The sequence below is a fragment of the Streptomyces sp. NPDC059371 genome (assembly GCF_042751995.1).
Taxonomy (GTDB): domain Bacteria; phylum Actinomycetota; class Actinomycetes; order Streptomycetales; family Streptomycetaceae; genus Streptomyces.
On the sequence record NZ_JBHYXD010000016.1, the window covers coordinates 79,175 to 95,536 of the forward strand.

Annotated in this window: 17 protein-coding genes and 2 pseudogenes; 16 read left to right on the top strand and 3 right to left on the bottom strand. The window is 65.9% G+C overall.

The genetic code is table 11. The features are described 5' to 3' along the window. The first annotated feature begins 107 nt into the window (after positions 1-107). Positions 108-1,676 carry an HNH endonuclease signature motif containing protein gene (locus tag ACFXGX_RS12365; RefSeq protein WP_384788827.1) on the top strand — a complete coding sequence of 523 codons (1,569 nt, stop codon included), beginning with the start codon at positions 108-110 and terminating at the stop codon, positions 1,674-1,676. A 402-nt stretch (positions 1,677-2,078) separates the two neighbouring features. Here the strand turns inward: ACFXGX_RS12365 and ACFXGX_RS12370 are convergent, their stop codons facing one another. Continuing rightward, positions 2,079-3,179, bottom strand: a complete 1,101-nt coding sequence (locus ACFXGX_RS12370) for a DUF1152 domain-containing protein (RefSeq protein WP_384788707.1) — start codon at positions 3,177-3,179, stop codon at positions 2,079-2,081. A 79-nt stretch (positions 3,180-3,258) separates the two neighbouring features. Between ACFXGX_RS12370 and ACFXGX_RS12375 the strand changes: the two genes are divergently transcribed. The 3 genes from ACFXGX_RS12375 (at position 3,259) to ACFXGX_RS12385 (ending at position 5,566) form a co-directional block, all read left to right on the top strand. Next, positions 3,259-3,999 carry a GntR family transcriptional regulator gene (locus tag ACFXGX_RS12375; protein ID WP_266762778.1) on the top strand — a complete coding sequence of 247 codons (741 nt, stop codon included), beginning with the start codon at positions 3,259-3,261 and terminating at the stop codon, positions 3,997-3,999. A 288-nt stretch (positions 4,000-4,287) separates the two neighbouring features. Beyond that, positions 4,288-4,731, top strand: coding sequence for an ATP-binding protein (locus ACFXGX_RS12380; protein WP_384788711.1), 444 nt, complete (start codon positions 4,288-4,290; stop codon positions 4,729-4,731). A gap of 106 nt (positions 4,732-4,837) precedes the next feature. Further along, positions 4,838-5,566, top strand: a complete 729-nt coding sequence (locus tag ACFXGX_RS12385; RefSeq protein WP_384788714.1) for a GntR family transcriptional regulator — start codon at positions 4,838-4,840, stop codon at positions 5,564-5,566. 32 nt (positions 5,567-5,598) lie between these two features. Here ACFXGX_RS12385 and ACFXGX_RS12390 read toward each other — a convergent pair whose 3' ends face one another. Next, positions 5,599-5,829, bottom strand: a complete 231-nt coding sequence (locus ACFXGX_RS12390) for a hypothetical protein (protein ID WP_351127756.1) — start codon at positions 5,827-5,829, stop codon at positions 5,599-5,601. 365 nt (positions 5,830-6,194) lie between these two features. Between ACFXGX_RS12390 and ACFXGX_RS12395 the strand changes: the two genes are divergently transcribed. From ACFXGX_RS12395 to ACFXGX_RS12445, 11 genes are all read left to right on the top strand, one after another. Next, positions 6,195-6,545: a hypothetical protein gene (locus ACFXGX_RS12395; protein ID WP_266616567.1), complete on the top strand. Its 351-nt coding sequence runs from the start codon at positions 6,195-6,197 to the stop codon at positions 6,543-6,545. A 16-nt stretch (positions 6,546-6,561) separates the two neighbouring features. Continuing rightward, positions 6,562-7,923: an FtsK/SpoIIIE domain-containing protein gene (locus ACFXGX_RS12400; protein ID WP_384788830.1), complete on the top strand. Its 1,362-nt coding sequence runs from the start codon at positions 6,562-6,564 to the stop codon at positions 7,921-7,923. Between the two features lie 54 nt (positions 7,924-7,977). Then, positions 7,978-8,682 carry a DUF2637 domain-containing protein gene (locus ACFXGX_RS12405; protein WP_384788717.1) on the top strand — a complete coding sequence of 235 codons (705 nt, stop codon included), beginning with the start codon at positions 7,978-7,980 and terminating at the stop codon, positions 8,680-8,682. A gap of 218 nt (positions 8,683-8,900) precedes the next feature. Next, positions 8,901-9,092 carry a mobile element transfer protein gene (locus ACFXGX_RS12410; RefSeq protein ID WP_037621018.1) on the top strand — a complete coding sequence of 64 codons (192 nt, stop codon included), beginning with the start codon at positions 8,901-8,903 and terminating at the stop codon, positions 9,090-9,092. A 9-nt stretch (positions 9,093-9,101) separates the two neighbouring features. After that, positions 9,102-9,296 (top strand): hypothetical protein, encoded by a 195-nt coding sequence (locus ACFXGX_RS12415; protein WP_384788720.1) that lies wholly within the window; start codon positions 9,102-9,104, stop codon positions 9,294-9,296. Positions 9,297-9,312: 16 nt separating this feature from the next. Continuing rightward, a complete protein-coding gene (locus ACFXGX_RS12420; RefSeq protein WP_078943277.1) occupies positions 9,313-9,609 on the top strand; it encodes a SpdD protein in 297 nt (98 codons plus the stop codon). 153 nt (positions 9,610-9,762) lie between these two features. After that, positions 9,763-11,052, top strand: coding sequence for a replication initiator (locus ACFXGX_RS12425; RefSeq protein ID WP_384788723.1), 1,290 nt, complete (start codon positions 9,763-9,765; stop codon positions 11,050-11,052). Positions 11,053-11,072: 20 nt separating this feature from the next. After that, positions 11,073-11,243 (top strand): AlpA family transcriptional regulator, encoded by a 171-nt coding sequence (locus ACFXGX_RS12430; RefSeq protein WP_266765852.1) that lies wholly within the window; start codon positions 11,073-11,075, stop codon positions 11,241-11,243. Continuing rightward, positions 11,240-12,613 (top strand): tyrosine-type recombinase/integrase, encoded by a 1,374-nt coding sequence (locus ACFXGX_RS12435; protein ID WP_384788726.1) that lies wholly within the window; start codon positions 11,240-11,242, stop codon positions 12,611-12,613. The genes ACFXGX_RS12430 and ACFXGX_RS12435 overlap by 4 nt, the downstream gene beginning before the upstream one ends. 106 nt (positions 12,614-12,719) lie before the next feature. Continuing rightward, the gene (locus ACFXGX_RS12440) at positions 12,720-13,589 is read left to right on the top strand and encodes a nuclease-related domain-containing protein (RefSeq protein WP_384788729.1); all 870 of its coding nucleotides are present in this window, start codon (positions 12,720-12,722) and stop codon (positions 13,587-13,589) included. 178 nt (positions 13,590-13,767) lie between these two features. After that, positions 13,768-14,142, top strand: a complete 375-nt coding sequence (locus ACFXGX_RS12445; protein WP_384788732.1) for a hypothetical protein — start codon at positions 13,768-13,770, stop codon at positions 14,140-14,142. Positions 14,143-14,528: 386 nt separating this feature from the next. On the opposite strand, the pseudogene ACFXGX_RS12450 reads toward ACFXGX_RS12445, so the two are convergent. Further along, a pseudogene (locus ACFXGX_RS12450) lies at positions 14,529-15,159 on the bottom strand (transposase). Between the two features lie 447 nt (positions 15,160-15,606). Between ACFXGX_RS12450 and ACFXGX_RS12455 the strand changes: the two are divergent. Beyond that, positions 15,607-16,356, top strand: a pseudogene (locus ACFXGX_RS12455) (transposase family protein); the annotation flags it as partial. Positions 16,357-16,362: the final 6 nt, after the last annotated feature.

Consider the following 16,362-nt stretch of genomic DNA (forward strand, 5'->3'; position numbering starts at 1 on the left):
GGGGCTGGCCTTTTCTGATTTCATTCAGGGTGGGGGATATGGGTGCGCCGCGGAGCCCAAAGCCGAAGGATTCGACACAAAGAGAACTCTGGCGCAGAGCAAACGGCATGTGCCAAAAGTGTGGCTGCGAACTGGATCCCGGGAAGAGAGGGCCCGCACCTACAGCCGAGGTCGCGCATATCAGGGCCCTGAGCGATGGGGGCCCGCGCGCGGTGCCGGGTTTGTCGATCGAGGAGAGGAACTCAATCGGCAACCTAATTCTCCTTTGTCCATCCTGCCACGATCTTGTGGACAAGAGTGAGAGCGAATATACGATTTCTGCCCTGCTTAAGATGAAGGCAGGGCAGGAAGAGCGGGCAGCCTCAATGAGGCAATCCGGGCAGTCGTGGAATATGCGTTTTTCATCTATTGACTACCTGAATCTTCCTAGAATCGCCGCAATGCCTGGAACGAACCTGTTGCTGAAGGCCGCCAAAGAGGTGAGTCTCGATATCGGCCGTCCGTTTCATGAGCAAGGGATCGCCTCCGGCTTCTTTGTAGAGAGAATTCATCCGCTTTTCGCCGTATGGGATGCTCGAGCCACGGAGCTTAACGAGCGGACCGTAGTACACGTACAGCATGGTCAAATGGTTTCATTTGAACAGCCTATGCGTACCCGCAACTCCCGCTCGCTGCCGAGTATGCCTAACTCGGTGTCATGGGAAAATGTTCCGCAGCTAGTGTGTACGGTCGGCAAACGGAAAGTGCGAATCCGATTTGATGCGGACTGGATAACTACCAGGACTCCTATTGTTGACTTGAAAAGCGCAGCGCGTCGACCTGCTATTTACGCTGGCTTGGGTCAAGTTGTGGGCGTCACGGATGCGGAGATTTTCGTGTCTGCCCGACTCTTTGGGCAGCCGCAGACGCCTGAGAGCGCTATGTGGGATTACCTTAAATCGTCGAGTGGGTCAGTTCCGGGCACCCTGTCCGTAGACGATTTCGTTAACGAGTTCTCCAGCCTGCAGCGAACGCCTTCGAATCCTGTGGCAGATCGGGGAGGGGAAGAATTGAAAACCGTAGCACTGCATTTCGATGAAGATGCAGTTATACCGGGGCAGATAGAACGTGAACTGTTTGGTCAGATTCTTCGCGTCGTGCCAGAGTTCCGACGCGACGTCCGAGTGGCCGTTTATGACCTGTCCCTCAGGGGATTTGCCAAGAATGGAGTCGTTGCGCCAAATAATGTCGCGGTAGACATACTGGCGTCGAGGCCCGACCTTTGGAAGACGCTGGCGATTCCCGAGATGGCGACTTTTATTCGATACAAGAATATTGCCATCGCTAAGGTGGAGGGGGTCTCTATTCAGCAGGCAATCGACCTCCATGCGGTGATGAAGGAAGCTTCCCAAAGCTACCTCGGTGCGGTAGAAGTGGATATCGAATCGACTACTCATCGCCGAGTTTACGAGGGCTTCCCTCGCTATAGGCTTGTGCAATCAGACTTGCGCCTTCTGTGGAGTGAGCTTGAGCGTGCCCTTTCTGGTGACGACATTGAAGACAGGCTCAGTGAATGGGAGGCGGTGGGCCTATTTCGAAGAGTTAGCTGGGAGGATGGCCCCGGGCCCCACGACGCCGAGATTCGGGACCTTGGGAATCAATTCATCCAATGGCTGGCAGAGGATGATAATCGTTAACGGGGGGATCTGGTATGTAGAGCATTCGCAGCCTAAGTAAACGGTGCTGATTTCATCGCGTTAAGGTCGGCGGAGCGGCTTTGGGGTGGCGCTGCTTTGGCGCGAGTGATCATGGCCCCGTAAGCTTCCGGCGCGTCGGGCGGTCTGTGGACCTGCCCGGTAAAGCACGACGTTGGGGCCATGATCTTCGAGGCTCGCGCCAAAGTGGCTCCGTAAAGCCGTGGAGCCGACCGCCCCAGCCACAAAGCATCCCTTTTCTGGCGTCAAGCGGCTGATTGCTGTGCGCGCGGTACGGGCGCCGGTCGGGCTGAAGCGGGGCGGAGACAGGAGCGTAGGCCCGGCCGGGGGCCGTGCCGCGCGCGGTGAGCGGAGCGAACCGCCTTGAACCAGTAAAGAAGGTTGTTACTCAGGCCTCGGCTGGATGCGCCACAGTGGGGCTTCGTACTGGTCAGGACGGCTGCTGAGCAGTAGGGCTCTGAGCTCCTGGCGCTGCTTGCCGTTGAGACCGAGGGCTTCGGTGATCCTGCGGAACGTCGTGTGCGTGATGCCGCGGTCGCGGGCCTGGGCCTCGAACTGGTCGAACTGGCGCAGCGTCGCTTCCTGATCGAGCTTCTGTTCTGGCTGACTGCCGAGCCAACTGGCCTTGTTGCGCTCGTAGTCGATCTCTGAGTACCCGCAGACCTCGCGGCTGTACTGCTCTGCCTCAGCAAGGGTCTCCGTTGCGAGGATGGCGCGTGCGAGTTCGTTGCGGTTGAGGGCGTCGTCCAGGTCGGCTTCGTGGACGGTGGGGCCTTCGTCGTTGAGCGGGACCGGGAGGCCGGCGTCTCTGACTTCGCAGAGGCCGCGTACTCCACGGGCTGTGGCTGCCAACATCGCCGTTGCCTCGGACGGGTGCCACTCAAGAACTGAGCTGATCGGTTCGACGTGTTCGGCCGTGAGCGTCAGGGTCGGCGGGCCCATTCGGTTGGCCAGGATCTCGGCTGGGAGCTCTCCGTCCAGGCCGGGACCGGCAACCAAGAGCCGCACGGGCGCGTTGACTTGGCAGCACGCGGCCAGCGTGAGGGCATCGCCGAGCGGGCTGCGCAGGGTGGGTTCGTCGCCCTTGGCGAGGATGTCGCCGCCCACGTCCAGGAGGTCGATGGACTCGGGGGCCAGGTGCTCGATGAGTTCTTCTAGCTGGCGTGTGACGCCCTCGGCGCCGTGTGTGGGGTCGATCAGGGCGAAGGTGTGGGGGAGTTCGGCTGCCAGGCGCGGGAGTGTCGAGCCTGCGGGGGCGATGGGCTTCGCGTCGGCCGGGACCGTCCAGACGCTTTGCGTGAGAGGACGTAGACCCGTGAAGTTCGCCGGCCCTCGGGGTCCCGGCACCGGGTCGATCAGGAGGCGGTCCCACGCATACGTGAGGATCACCGCCGGACGGTCGTCACCCCCGTAGAGGGCTGCGTCGAGCATTGCGGCGGCGACTGCGTCGCCCCCTCCTCCTGCTGCCACGATCAAGCGGGTCACCCTCGCAGCGTACGGGTTCCCCTGCTGGCCACTCACCCTATAGTGGCTACTGGTCATAGCCACTTAGGGAGGGGCTCCGATGCCGCAGATCGAAGAGACCCAGCCCAAGTACCTCCAGATCGCCCACCACATCCGCGATCAGATCTTGCGAGGCGACTTGCGGCCTGGCGACGAGGTTCCGTCGGAACGTCAACTGGCCGCAGACTGGAATGTTTCCCGCCCCACGGCTGCTCGGTCGCTGGAGGCTCTGAGTCACCAAGGTCTGGTGGAGAAGCGCCAGGGTTCGGGGACTTACGTGCGGGGGCTTGCCGTGAATAGGCGTGCCAGGGAGCTCTACGGTCGTGCCAAGCAGACCGGCAAGATCTACACGCCGGGTGAGTACGCGGTCATCACGTCCGCCGGCTGGCTGGAAGCCCCCGACTACGTGGCCGAGGCGCTGAGTCTGGCGGCTGGAACCCGAGCTGTTCATCGTCGACGGGTCACCAAGAACGAGTCGGGCCCCATCACCATCTCCACCTCGTGGTTCGCTGCCGATGTCGGCGAGCGGGCGCCCAAGCTCTGTGATCCTGACCGGATCCAGGAGGGGACGCTCATGTACGTCGAGAGCGTCACGGGTCGGCAGGGGAGCTATGCCGAAGACCGGATGTGTGCACGGGTGGCGACCGATGATGAGGCTGCTGACCTTGAACTTGAGCCCGGGGCGGCCGTCCTGATCGTCCATCACGTGGTCTATGACCTGCAGGATCGGCCTCTGGAGTTTGCCGAGGCCACGTACCCGCCTGGGCGTTGGGCGTTCGAGCAGGGCTACCCGATCAGCTAGAAATCGGCCTTCTCTCCGAGAACCGCTTGTGGCTCCGAGTGGCTAATGCCACTATCCAGTGAGTGGCTAATGCCACTTGACCGGAAGGGGCACGGACGTGAGCCAGGAGTGCGGGGAGTTACGGCACGTCTCGCGGGAAGCGGTCTGCCGTGGATGCCGGGGGCGAGGGTGGAAGCACGTCGGCTCCCGCTCCGCCCTGGCGCTCTCCGCTGCTGAGGCTCGCGTCCGTGCTACGTCCAAGCGGCGCTGTCTCGACTGTGACGGCACCGGTAGGGAGTAGTGGCGCTCATGGCGGATGCGCGTGAAGAGTCCGAAGCCGAGGTTGCCGGACCGACGCCGATCGGGGGTATGACCCTCTATCCGGTGCCCGAGTCCGTGGCTCGGGCCAGGCGATGGTTCCGGAAGTTCACCGCCCCGTACAACCTGGCCTGCCCGATCGATGACTGCGTCCTGATGCTCTCCGAACTGGTGACGAACGCGATCCTTTACGGGGAGGCCGAAGAACCGTGGCGGGTCCGGGTCGAGTGGTCGCGTTTGGGGGAGTCCCTGCGGGTGGACGTCCACAACCCGGGCTTCCCGGCGGATGTCCGGCTCCGAAGTCCCCGAGCCAACGATGCGCACGGTCGCGGGCTCTGCCTGGTGAACGCGCTGGCGGACTCTTGGGCCGCTGGCCCCAGCCACTTCGGTGGAACCGTCGTGTGGTTCCAGATCGACGAAGCGTGGAAGCCGTGAGTCGACCCCGACCTGTGGCGCCTGCGTGTCCGCGGCTGTTCAGTACCCACTCACGTGAGTAGGCTGGTTGACAGGTTGACTTGGCGGATTCTCACTAGGCGGGGCTATGGCGTACGAGGTGGCTGCACCCAAGTATGTGCGGCTGGCGCAGACGCTCCAGGGGCGTATCGAGGACGGCACGTATCCTCCGGGGAGCCGGGTCCCGAGTGAAAATCAGCTGGTCCAAGCCTTCGGAATGTCCCGGCCAACTGTCGTCCGCGCGCTGGAGCTGCTGAAGCGGGATGGCTGGCTGGAATCCCGCCAGGGGTTCGGGACCATCGTCCGCGGGCGGCCGGAAACGACTGGGCAGAGAGTCCAACGCGGCCGGGATGTGCTCGACCGTCAGGAGCGTCAGGCCTCGGGGCGTCTCATCGAAGTCCGTCAGGTGCCTGTTCCGCCCCGAGTCGCGGCGCTTTTGGGGGTGCCCAGGAAGGCGCAGGTTCTCCTTCGACGGTTGCTGATCGAAGCGGATGGAGAACCGGTTGAGCTCTCCTCTTCCTACTTCTCTGTCGACATGGCGGAGGGTACTGAGCTCGCCGACTCGGCTCTGCTCGGCGAGGGGCTGCGTGCGCATCTGGAAGCGCGCAAGAAGATCCGATTCGACCACGTAACGGAGCGAGTTTCGGCGCGTATCCCGAGCAAGGAGGAAGCGGATCTCCTCGAAATGCCTGAAGGGGAACCGGTTCTGTCCGTGCTTGTTCTTGCATGCGACGCGTCGGGGCAGGCCTTGCAGGTCACGGATGTCTTGCTGCCGGCTGACCGGCAAGAGCTCGAAGAGACCTATCGCCTCGGCTGACCCTGATCATGGGGGCCTCGGCGTTGTCGGCCCTACGCTCGCTGCTGCCTGGTGGCGAACCGATAGACCACGTAGGTGAGGGCCAGGATGAAGTCCGCGGCCACCCAGAAAGCGACGATCAGGCCGACTCCGATCGTCGTGCCCACGTCGCCGGCGTCCTGGCAGGCTTTCAGGCTGTCGCCGGTCAGGCCTGAGCAGGATTCATCTGGCCCGTTTCCGCTGGCGGCGCCTGCGATGACCCACACCAGGAAGAGGATCTGCACCGCGAGGAAGAACCAGAAGAAGACTCGGTGGCGCTTCTTGGGAGGCGCCGGCGGTCTCGTGGGTGGCCGGTTCTCAGGAGGAGCCTGCGGAGGTTCGCCCCACTGGTGCGATTGAGGTGGTGGCGTAGCGGCTGGTCGTGGGCCCCAAGCCTGCGGTGGTTGAGCCTGCGGGTTCTGGTTGTCGGAGGCTTCGCTCATTGCTTGTCCTTCCGGGAGGCGCTGTTCTCATCGTGCGCTCGTGATCGCGTCTGCGCCGTCGCTGAGCCCTCCAAGTGGCTTGACAAGTCAACCTGGCTTCCTTAACTTCGAACTTGCTAAGTCAACCTGTCAGGTTGTCTGACGGGTGTCTACGAAGGAGAAGTTCTGTGCGTGCAATCCGAGTTGAGACCTCGTCCGCGACGATCCTGCTGACTGAGGCCCCTGAGCCGAAGGTCAAGGACCGGCAGACGGGCGAGATCGCCAAGGATGCGGTCAGTGGGGAGGCGCTGATGAAGGTCGGCGTCGTCTACATCGACGAGGGGGAGTCGTCGCTCATCGCGGTGACCGTCCCGGAGAGCGGAATCACGGACGGTCTGGCCGTCGGCGCCCCGGTCTCCCTGCCCGGCCTCGTCGCCCGTCCGTGGGAGAGCGTCTTCAGCGGGCAGGCCCGCCACGGCATCGCCTACCGGGCGGCTGCTGTCGTGCCGGGTGCTTTCCCCGTCGGACAGGAGAACTGATCTCGTGTCCGAGCTGATGACCATGGCCGAGCTGGGTGGCCCCCTCGCCTTATTAGGCGGGGCGGTCTACGCCCGGAAGGCGCATCCGGCGGTCTACTGGGCCACGGTCGGGCTGCCCTCATCGGTGGCCCGGCTGGTCGGCTCGTACAGCTCGACCATGGACGCGTGCGGGCTGACGGTTCAGCCGTCTCGTCTGCGGGCCCTGGCGGTGAGGGCCACCACCCGCCGTGAGGTTCGGCCGGTGCCTCCGCGCCGAGGGCTGATTCGTCCCACCTCCACGGGGCTGCGAGTCCGGCTTCGGCTCGCCCCCGGCCAGGAGCCGGCGGACGTGGCCGCCTCGTGTGAGCGGCTGCGGCACGCCTGGGGCGTTCACGCGGTCCACGTTCGCGAGATCAAGCCGGGCGTGGTCGAGCTGCGGTTGGTCGGGTTCGACCTGCTGCGCAACGTGAAGATGCCGCGCCGCGCGGGGCACGACCTCCTCGCCGTGCCGGTGGCTCTGCGGGAGGACGCGACCGTGTTCGTCCGCGACTACCGGGCCGTTCCTCACGAACTCGTCCTCGGCGCCACCCTGTCGGGGAAGTCGATGTTCCTCCGCAATCTGCTGACACGGCTGGCCGCTCAACCGGTCGCCCTGGTCGGCATCGACTGCAAGCGAGGCGTCGAGCTGGCGCCCTTCGCTCCGCGACTGTCGGCGTTGGCCACCGACTCCGATGAAGCCGCCGAGCTGCTGCCCGTCCTCGTCCAGGAAATGGAGGACCGCTACGACCTGATCAAGGCACGCCAGGGCATCGCGTCCGGCACGCCCGACGAGGAGATCACCTCTGACGTGTGGGGCCTGCCGGACGACGAACGGCCGCCGCCCATCGTGCTGTTCGTCGACGAGGTGGCCGAACTCTTCCTCGTGGCAAGCCGCAAGGACGAGGAACGACGCGACGAGATGGTGACCCATCTGATCCGACTCGCCCAGCTCGGGCGGGCCGCGGGTATCTACCTGGAGATCTGCGGCCAGCGTTTTGGCGCCGAGCTGGGCAAGGGCGCGACCATGCTCCGCGCTCAACTCACCGGACGCGTCTGCCACCGCGTCAACGACGAGGCTTCGGCCAAGATGGCCCTCGGCGACATCGCCCCCGAAGCGGTCGGCGTCGCGGCCACCATTCCCGCTGAACGTCCGGGCCTGGCCGTGTCCGGCGATACGTCCGGCGGCTGGGGACGCATGCGCACTCCGTACCTGTCCCTCGGCGACGCTGCGGCCATCTGTCGCGAGACTGCCGAACTTGCCCCCGACGTACCGGCCCTGAAGCCGTTCCGGCCACACGTCCCGGCTTTGCCCACGGACACCCCGACCAGTGTGACCAAGCCGCACCCGGCGACCGGCTGACCCACCAACCCACCGGCCGGCGCGACCGCCTCGCGCCAAGTCCCTACCCCCGCCATGCCCGAAACCGAACGAGAGGACGTGATCAGCGTGGCCGAGCGCTCCGTACCGCGTGCCCTTCCGGCCCGCGTGGACGCCGTACTGGTTCAAGCGGTGATCGCTGCCGCGCTGTCCTTCGCACACCTTCATGATCTGGCCGTCGCGGCGGGACAGGACGGCTGGAAGGCGTGGGCCTATCCGATCAGCGTCGATCTGCTGTTGGTGGCGGCCTGGAGGCGGCTGAGGTCGGGGGAGTCCAAAGCGGCCGGGTGGTGCTGGTTCCTGGTCGCACTCACCGCCAGTCTCGGCGCCAACATCGCGACGGCCGGGCTCCTGGACCTCCACCACGTTCCTGCCTCGCTCCGCATCGTCGTGGCCGGTTGGCCGGCGGTCGCCTTCCTCGGCGGAACGCTCCTTGCTCACGGACCCGCGGATCCGGCCCCGGACCCGCGTGAGCAGAACGACGAGCTGACGAACGAAGTGGCGCAACAGGGATCACCCCCCGCGCCTGCGGCTGCGTCCCGGCCCGCTGCCCCTGCTTCGCATCCCGCGCTTGCCGTGCCACCCCCAGATCGACTTCCGACCGCCCTCGTCGACCACGCCCGAAAGGTGGCTGCCGAGCACCGAACCCGAACTGGCGCGCCCATCGACACCGACACCCTGCGAGCCCGCCTTGGTGTGCCGGGCCCGCTCGCCGAAGCCATCGCCGCCCAACTCACCTGACCCCAGGAGACCTTCCGCCCATGCGCCCGTCCACGCTCCGCGCCCTCAACCGGGCCGCCGAGCTGACCCGTCAGAACCGCCTCACCGAAGCACTGCTCATCGCCGAACCCGTGATCCTCGTCGCCGACGACATCGAGAGCGCGGAGATCCGGCGGTGGCTGCTCGACCACGTCGCCGACTTCGCCGGCGAGAACCGCGAGACCGAAGGAGCTCCCCTGATGCCCGCCAACCCTCGCTTCCGCCGGGTCGTCCGCATCGGCCCCGTCCAGGTCGCCACGTACTACGACGGCCGGGGCCGCGAGAAGCACGCTGCCGCCTGCACGGCACCTCGCTGCGGATTCTCGACCGACTACGACAGTCGCGCCGCCGCCGAGCTGGCGGCCCGTACCCACCGCTGCTCGGGCCGCTAGGAGACCGCCGTGACCCTCAGCCTGCCTCTCGTCTTCGTCCTCGGCGTCATCGCCTGGGCCGCGATCAAGTTCCTCGGCGTCCGGATGTGGGTGGCCGTCGTGATCGCCCTCTTCGGCTTCCTGCTCTCTCAGACCTTCCTCGCCCCGGCCATCGAGTCCAGCACCCGCTCCGGGGTCGGCGTCGTCGACGGCACCCATCGCTGAAGGGAGAAACCCCATGCTGTTCCACCCGAAGATGCCCGACGCCGCTCCGGTACCGATCGCACAGACCCTGGCTCGACCGGCCGAGCACCACCACGCCCCGGTGACCACCTGCTCCTGTGCTCACGCCCCGATGGCGTCCGCCGGCCGTCCGGTCGCTCCCCTCATCGGCCGCGGGGCGAGCGCCGTTGCCGCGGTCCTCGTCATCGGCGTCGTGCTGACCGCACTCCTGGCCACGGTCGCCATCACGGCTGTCTCCGTCTCCATCGCGGCCCTGGTGCTGCGCTCCCTGCTCAACAGCGCTCACAAGCGCTGACCCGCCTGCCGGGGCGGTCTCGATACCGCCAAGCATCCCGCCGCCCCGGCAGGCTCGGACCTTCCGACCGAAACCGAAAGGACAGTTCCCATTACTACCGGACGCGTTCCGCCCCCAGTCAAAGAACTGGGCGCGCTCGTCTCCCTGGGCGGCATGCCCACCCTCGTCAAACAGCTCCGAGGCATCGGCGGTTGTACACAGCCTGTGCGCTTGGACGGCCACCGTGTCGAGCACGCGGTCGACACACGTACCGGCGAGATCGGCCGCGTTCTCCACCGCCTCGACTCGGCCTCACTCCCGGCAGGCAACCTCCTCGTACGCTGCAACAATCGCCGCGCGACCCGCTGCCCGGCCTGTGCGGAGACCTACCGCCGGGACACCTTCCACCTGATCACCGCCGGACTGCGGGGCGGCAAAGGCACTCCCGCCACCGTCACCCGCCACCCGAAGGTGTTCGCCACCTTCACCGCCCCCGGCTTCGGCCCCGTCCACAACCGACCCACAGACCGAAGCGGCACAGTCCGAGCCTGCCGCTGTGGACTCCTCCATGAGACCGACGCCGAACTGCTCGGCACGCCCCTGAACCCAGCGACATACGACTACGAAGCTGCCGTCCTCTGGAACGCGCACGCTGGGATGCTCTGGCGGCGCTTCTCCATCTACCTCCGCCGAGAGATAGCCAAGCGGGCCGGTCTCACTCAGAGGGACTTCGCTGACTTCGCCCGGGTCTCCTTCGCCAAGGTCGCCGAGTACCAGAAGCGCGGTGCGGTCCACTTCCACGCCGTCATCCGCATCGACGGTCCCGAGGGTGGAGACACCCCGCCTCCGGCCTGGGCAACCGCCGAGCTGCTCATCGACGCGATTGGCGCCGCTGCTGCTCACTCCCGCATCGATGGCCCCGTCATCGATGGACGCTCGCACGCGTTCGCCTTCGGCAAGCAAATCGACGTACGTGCGATTCGCTCCGCCGACTTTGACGGTGGTCAAGAGCTGACCGAGCGGGCTGTCGCCTCGTACATCGCCAAGTACGCCACCAAGGGCGCCGAGACTGCCACGGGAGCTCTCGACCGCCCACTCAAGTTCCTTGCCGAACTGGCCCAACTCGACGTCAGCGACCATGCGCGCCGCCTGATCCGAACGGCCTGGACGCTCGGCATGCGCAAGGAGTTAGGAGAGCTTCGGCTTCGGGCCTGGGCCCACATGCTCGGCTTCCGCGGCCACTTCTCCACCAAGTCCCGCCGCTACTCGACCACCCTCGGCGCCCTCCGTGACGCTCGCGCCGAGTGGCGCCGCGCCCAAGCCGCAGTGATCACCGAGGACGAGCCGGATACGACTCTCGTTCTTTCGCACTGGGTCTTTGCCGGAATCGGTCTGTCCGCCGTCGAAGCCTGGCTCGCTGCCTCCCTCGAACCCGCTCTCGGTACGGAAGGAGAACCGACGTGAACTCGCGGCGCGACGAATTGATGACCGTTCGCCAGGTCCTGGACGAGCTGGGCGGGGTCTCTCGCCGAACGTTCTACCGCTGGCGTGAGCTGGGGCATGGGCCGGCCGCATTCAAGCTGCCCAACGGAGAGCTTCGGGTGTGGCGGAGTGACTTCTCCACGTGGCTGCGAGAACTGGAGGCCGCGGCGTGAAGTCTCTCGACGTGAAGGTCTGGGCCGTTCGGAAGCGCGATACGAAGACGCCCTCGTACGGCGTTCGGTGGTCCGTGGCGGGTAACGTCTTCTCCGACTCGTTCCGAACGAAGGCACTCGCCGATCACTACCGCTCGAAGCTGATGCGGGCGATGCGCGAGGGCGAGGAGTTCGACCAGGCGTCCGGACTTCCGGACTCGATGGAACCGAAGAAGTCGGTTGTGTCCTGGTACGACTTCGCCCTCCGGTACCTCGCCATGAAATGGCCGCATGCCGCTCCCAATACGCGCGACGGCATCAATGAGTCTCTGACCAGTGTGACCGTGGAGCTCCTCGATGAGCGGGCTGGACGGCCGTCCGACCAAGCCATCCGTAGGGCACTGCGCAACTGGGCTTTCGTCCTGCCGGGGCCCGACGACCGAGAGGTCTCGGACGACGTGCGGAACGTCCTTCACTGGGTGTCGAAGGCATCGCGGCCGCTGGCCGATCTCGCTGAACCGGCGACGGCCCGTGCGGTACTGGACTCGCTGAAGCTCAAGCTCGACGGCACGGCCGCGGCAGCCGAGACCGTGCGGCGGAAGAGGCGGACCCTCGTCAACGCTGCCAACTATGCGGTCGACCTGGGGGAACTGCGCGAAAATCCGATCACGGCCGTCCGCTGGCAGAAACCGAAGGTCTCCAACCAGGTCGACCCTCGCATTGTCGCGAACCCCGAGCAGGCTCGGAATCTCCTGACGGCCGTTTCCTATGTGGGCGGATACCGGCGGGCCCGTGGTCGGCGTCTGGTGGGTCTCTTCGCTGCCATGTACTTCGGTGGGCTCCGGCCGGCTGAAGCGATCGGCCTCGTCGAGACGGACCTGAGCCTCCCCGAAGAGGGCTGGGGATCGGCGCTGCTTCATCGGACTCGTCCGTCGGTCGGCAAGCAGTGGACCGACTCGGGGGAGACCCACGACGACCGCGGTTTGAAGAACCGGCCGGTTGAGGACGTCCGACGCGTGCCGATTCCGCCCCACCTCGTTTCCGCACTCCGCGAGCACTTGGCCACCTTTGGCACGGCGGACGACGGGCGGCTCTTCTTCAGCGAGAAGGGCTCGATCGTCCCGTCCTCGACCTATTACCGGGTGTGGCAGGAGGCCCGCCTTCTCGCGCTCCCGCCGTCCGCCGCGGCCTCGCCGCTCGCGAGCCGCCCGTACGACCTGCGGCACTCAGCGCTGTCGACGTGGCTCAACGCGGGGGTCGACCCGACCGAGGTTGCCGAGCGCGCCGGCAACAGCGTTGAGGTCCTGCTGACCCGCTACGCGAAGTGTCTCGACGGACGGCAGGACGTCGCCAACCGGCGTATCGAGGATCTGCTCCGCGAATACGAGTGAGAGACCCTGCACCCCACCGAGGCCCCGGGCAACTTGTCCGGGGCCTCTCTCGTCATGAGCCCTACCTGCTGCGACGCTTCGAGCCGAGAGCGGACGAGGGGGACTCGTGGAGCTGAAGGTTACGCGCTGGAAGCGGTACGGACATGATCGCCTGTACGCGAACCTGCCTGATGGCACGGCGGTCGGCTGGGCGGATGTGAAGACGGGGGACATCACGGTCCTGGTCGCCGAGTATCGCGACGACGTGATCGCCGTCCTGACAGACCACCTACAGAACAACCCCGAACCGGTCCCGCCGCAGAAGACGCCCAGGACGCCTGCGGCTGAGGCGCCCCCGCTACTGCCGCTTCTGACGGCGGCCGACGACCTGTCCGCCAACCGTCCCGGTGAGTCTCTGCTCGACAAATCCGGGCCAGGCCTGATCAAGCGAGTCGTCTCACAGCTCTTGCGGCGCCCCGCCGAGTGGGACTCCTGGCGGAAGGGCCTGGCGGGGGAGCAGGGGGTGGGAGCCGAGCTGAACCGCTTGGAGCGGCACGGCTGGCGCGTCCTGCACTCCATCCTCTTGGCCGACAAGGTGGACGTGGACCATTTGTTGATCGGGCCCGGTGGCGTGTTCAGCATCAATACGAAGCACCACCACAAAAGGGCTGTATGGGTCGGCGACGACTCTGTGAAGGTCGATCACGGAAAGCCAGCGCCCTATGCGCGCAAGAGCCGGGCGGAGGCCAAGCGGGTAGCTCGAGTGCTTGAGCGCTACTGCGGCTTTCCCGTACCGGTGGAGCCGGTGCTCGTTTTCGTGGGCGTGACCGATTTGAAGGTGGTCGCCACGCAGCTCAGCGTGCGCGTGTACCGGGAGCGTGAGGTGGCGGCACTGGCACCGCTCTCAGGGGTGCTGCCGGCTGAACAGATCGAGGTGTACGACGTCGCCCGTCATCGCCAAGCTTGGATTGGGGCCTCAGTCAGCTCTTCTCGGTAAAGTGTCGGCCCTTTCTGTGAGAGCTGTGGGGAGTCTCCATGGCGTGGCCGACGTCGGGCGGGGTGCCCTGTCAGTGCCGTCCTTTACGCTCCGCTCCTGATCAAGCAGTTCGGATGGGGAGGGGATACGGATGGGCGGAAACGAGTGGAGTCACACGGGCCCATATCAGCGTGATCTGGTGGCTGCATTCCGGCAGGCTCAGGAGGACGAGTTGGCGCGGGACAACCACGGTTTCGAGGGCCAGTCCGTCGAGGAACTGCGGCGCGACCCTGAGTGGCAGGAGTACATATTCACCGGTGGCACGTGCACCGTGCTCGACTTCCCGCTCATGATCGAAGCCGCGGACACCGATGACGGTCCGTTCATGCGGCCGCTGACCGATGAGGAGGTGCGTGCGTGGGCTCCTCACGGCCGGCCCACCTACGAAGAGTGGGACGCCGCTCTCGACTCCGAGCGGTTGAGCTTCCCGAACCGTGCCCAGGGGAACTGCACAGTGCTCTACCGGGATGGCAGACCCGCGCAGATCGGCTATTGGGGGACCACCGCCGACTAGGGGGGCCGATACCGCTTCGCGATGTGGCCCCGTCCTCGTCCGGGGTCACATCGCTTTGGTGGGACTCACCTGGGGGAACGTCTCAAGATCCCGTCCACGCCTCGTCCACAGACCCCGACATGGAGCTGCTTCGGGCGGCATCTGCCTGCACATACGCGAAGACCCCGGCCTCAGCGTTTCCGCTGGTGACGGGGTCTTTGGGCACCTTATGAAGGGTGCCCCCGGCAGGATTCGAACCTGCGCACACGGCTCCGGAGTGATTGCGCCGATTGAACCTCGCGCCCTGTCTGACCTGCGCTGGAGCCAGTTCATGGTGGTTCAGGGACACACACTGTGTCGGAGCTGTGTCGCACGATCCCGCAGTTAGAGGGCGTCTGAAAAGCCTGTCAGCGGGCTGGACTTGCGAGGCGCCGCACCAGGAGCATGGCCATGGCGAGATAGATGGCATTCTCAGAGCAGACGCGCAGGTACTCGTAGTCCTTCGACAGGCGGCGGCACCGTCCCAGCCAGGCGAACGTCCGCTCTACCACCCAACGCCGCGGGATCACCGCGAAGAGGGGCACTGCCGGAGGCGGTGCCCCTGCCTTCGCCCAGGTCGAGCGGAATCCTCCGTCGTGGCGCTGCACAACCTCCATAGTGATGCCGGTGGCTTCCTGGGCCCAGGTATGGAAGTCGGTGCCGCGGTAGCCCTGATCCGCCCACACGTGCCGAAGGCGCGCTGGGAGTGGGATCGCGGCCGAGCTGCACACGTTCGTGCTCACGCAGCGCTGTCAGCATCCGCTCCCACACGCCTTCTTGCTGCCATCGCCGCCAGTAGTGGTAGACGGTCTGCCACGGCGGCAGGTCATGCGGCAGCAGTCTCCAAGCGCAGCCGGCCCGCAGCCAGTACGCCAGTGCGTTGAGGATCTCCCGACGGGTGTGTTTTGCCGGTCGCCCACCGGGCTTGACCGCCGGAACCAGCGGACAGAGGATCTCCCACTCCGGATCGGACAGATCCGTCGAGTATCGGGTACCCAGCCCGCACACCCCAGCCCCCGAAAGTGCGACACCACCCCGCTACCAGGCGACTTGCCCGCTGACAGGTTTTTCAGACGCCCTCTAGGTGTCCTCGCGTGGCCCCGAGACGGCTCAGGGCTGCCGTCGAGTTCACGCGCTCCTGGTCGCTGACGGTGGGGAGGTGCTGCTCCAATAGTGATCTTGCGCTACGAGGCGAGAGTGCTATACCTTCACGTGATCTTCACATGCATGGAGGAAATGAATGGCTGGCGTGGCCTACTGCCCGAAGGACGACTCACCGCTTACGTACGTGGGACCGCGTGAGTGGTACTGCCCGAACTGCGGGTCCCATTACGACAGTCCGCCCCGGGGATGACGAGCGCTCATCAGCTCTTCCGCGCCTAGGTCGGTGAAGCTCCTGGTAGACGGGTTCTCGACCAAGATCACCCGTACCGCCAGGAGCTTCGCGTGCTTGTTTGCCCGTCGTCGATCGACCTGTCCAGTCGCACTCTGCGGTACCTGACCGGGCAGCTCGCAGGCCGCCGCAGGGAGATCGGTACCCGGTGGCGGCGGCCGGCGCCGGGCGTCAAGCCCTGCTCGCCCCGCCCAGCTGCGGTGCGGTGACACCTGTGCCCAGTTCGCTGCCGGGTTCAGTATCGGGATCGCGACGGTCTACCGCTACATACACGAGGCTGTCGAGGTTCTGACCACACTGGCTCCCACCCTGGCCGAGGCGATGACGACGGCCCGGACGAAGGCGTTCGTCATCCTGGACGGCGCGCCGCCACCGATCGACCGGATCGCCGCCGACACCCCGTACTGCTCCGGGAAACATAAACGCCACGGCATGAACGTGCGGGTCCTCGCCGATCCGCTCGGACGTCTGCTGTGGACCTCAGCGGTGCTGCCGGCTCGACTCACGATCTGACGGCCGCCCGGCACCACGGGATCATCGACGCGCTCACCACCGCAGAGCTGAAGTGCTGGGAGGACAAGGCGTATCAGGGGGCCGGCGGTCCCCTCCGAGTCCCGTTCCGGGGCCGTCGTCTCAAGCGATGGAAGCGGCGCCACAACACCACCCACGCCAAGATCCGCTACGTCGGCGAGCAGGCCATAGCCGTCCTGAAAAGCCGGCGTCTGCCCCGCAAGCTCCGCTGCGGCACCAACCGGATCACCGACGTCGTGAAGGCCGTCCCCGTCCTTCACCACGCATCAACACGAGGT

Excerpts from the sequence above, each read along its gene's own strand:
- ACFXGX_RS12385 (WP_384788714.1), top strand. The coding sequence starts at position 4,838 with ATGGCGTACGAGGTGGCTGCACCCAAGTATGTGCGGCTGGCGCAGACG.
- ACFXGX_RS12425 (WP_384788723.1), top strand. The coding sequence starts at position 9,763 with ATGCCCACCCTCGTCAAACAGCTCCGAGGCATCGGCGGTTGTACACAG.
- ACFXGX_RS12375 (WP_266762778.1), top strand. The coding sequence starts at position 3,259 with ATGCCGCAGATCGAAGAGACCCAGCCCAAGTACCTCCAGATCGCCCAC.
- ACFXGX_RS12400 (WP_384788830.1), top strand. The coding sequence starts at position 6,562 with ATGACCATGGCCGAGCTGGGTGGCCCCCTCGCCTTATTAGGCGGGGCG.
- ACFXGX_RS12365 (WP_384788827.1), top strand. The coding sequence starts at position 108 with ATGTGCCAAAAGTGTGGCTGCGAACTGGATCCCGGGAAGAGAGGGCCC.
- ACFXGX_RS12405 (WP_384788717.1), top strand. The coding sequence starts at position 7,978 with ATGCCCGAAACCGAACGAGAGGACGTGATCAGCGTGGCCGAGCGCTCC.
- ACFXGX_RS12410 (WP_037621018.1), top strand. The coding sequence starts at position 8,901 with ATGCCCGCCAACCCTCGCTTCCGCCGGGTCGTCCGCATCGGCCCCGTC.
- ACFXGX_RS12380 (WP_384788711.1), top strand. The coding sequence starts at position 4,288 with ATGGCGGATGCGCGTGAAGAGTCCGAAGCCGAGGTTGCCGGACCGACG.
- ACFXGX_RS12430 (WP_266765852.1), top strand. The coding sequence starts at position 11,073 with ATGACCGTTCGCCAGGTCCTGGACGAGCTGGGCGGGGTCTCTCGCCGA.